The sequence below is a fragment of the Bartonella sp. AA2SXKL genome (assembly GCF_042197205.1).
In the GTDB taxonomy this organism is placed as follows: domain Bacteria; phylum Pseudomonadota; class Alphaproteobacteria; order Rhizobiales; family Rhizobiaceae; genus Bartonella.
The window spans coordinates 1-593 of sequence record NZ_JBHIRN010000249.1 but is presented as its reverse complement, the minus strand read 5'-3'; the positions used below and the strand labels follow the sequence as shown (position 1 = coordinate 593).

Here is a 593-nt window from a genome sequence, read left to right as displayed (position 1 = left end):
TAGCAGCCTAGAGAAAAACTTGCAAAAACAGCAACTCCCATCAGAATCTCCCAAACAGCCTGAGCACTCATCAGAAAATCTACAACAAAAAACTGCTGAAGCCTTTAGGCAAGCAGATAATAATCCACCAGATGTGCAACCACCAAGAGCTGAATCACAAAAAACAATGGCTTTCACCAGATAAACCACTTTATTTTCTCTCTTCCTTTGGTGCAATCGAGGCAAAATCATTACACCAACATCTCTGTTGCTGTTACGGAAAAGATAAAACACCGCCGTCGTTTCATCCGTAAATTGCTAAAACTGCATCATAAAACTGCACAGCCCATTTAAGTGGGCCAAACATTCCCACGATGCCCTCTTTACATTTTAAAAACTTAACACGAGCAGAACGCGTTGAACATATGACTAAAATAATGATAAACTTTCATGATATACATCCATTCAAAGAAGAGAACAGACATCCAAAACAACTCTTTATTGAAATAACGCACCAAAACAGCAGACCAAAAGCGCAATTTTTTTTGTGATAAAAGCAAAATATTTGTCCGCTCAACAGCAACACACCATGGTGATTCAGAGCCCATAAAACA

1 protein-coding gene and 1 pseudogene are annotated in these 593 nt (G+C 38.8%); one reads left to right on the top strand and one right to left on the bottom strand.

Annotated elements, in window-relative coordinates; translation table 11 throughout:
- Window positions 1–184: pseudogene (locus tag ACFINS_RS11030) on the top strand (hypothetical protein); the annotation flags it as partial.
- A gap of 193 nt (window positions 185–377) precedes the next feature.
- On the opposite strand, the gene ACFINS_RS11025 reads toward ACFINS_RS11030, so the two are convergent.
- Window positions 378–593, bottom strand: a 216-nt coding sequence (locus tag ACFINS_RS11025; RefSeq protein ID WP_375706297.1) for a hypothetical protein, incomplete at its 5' end; no start/stop codon positions are given.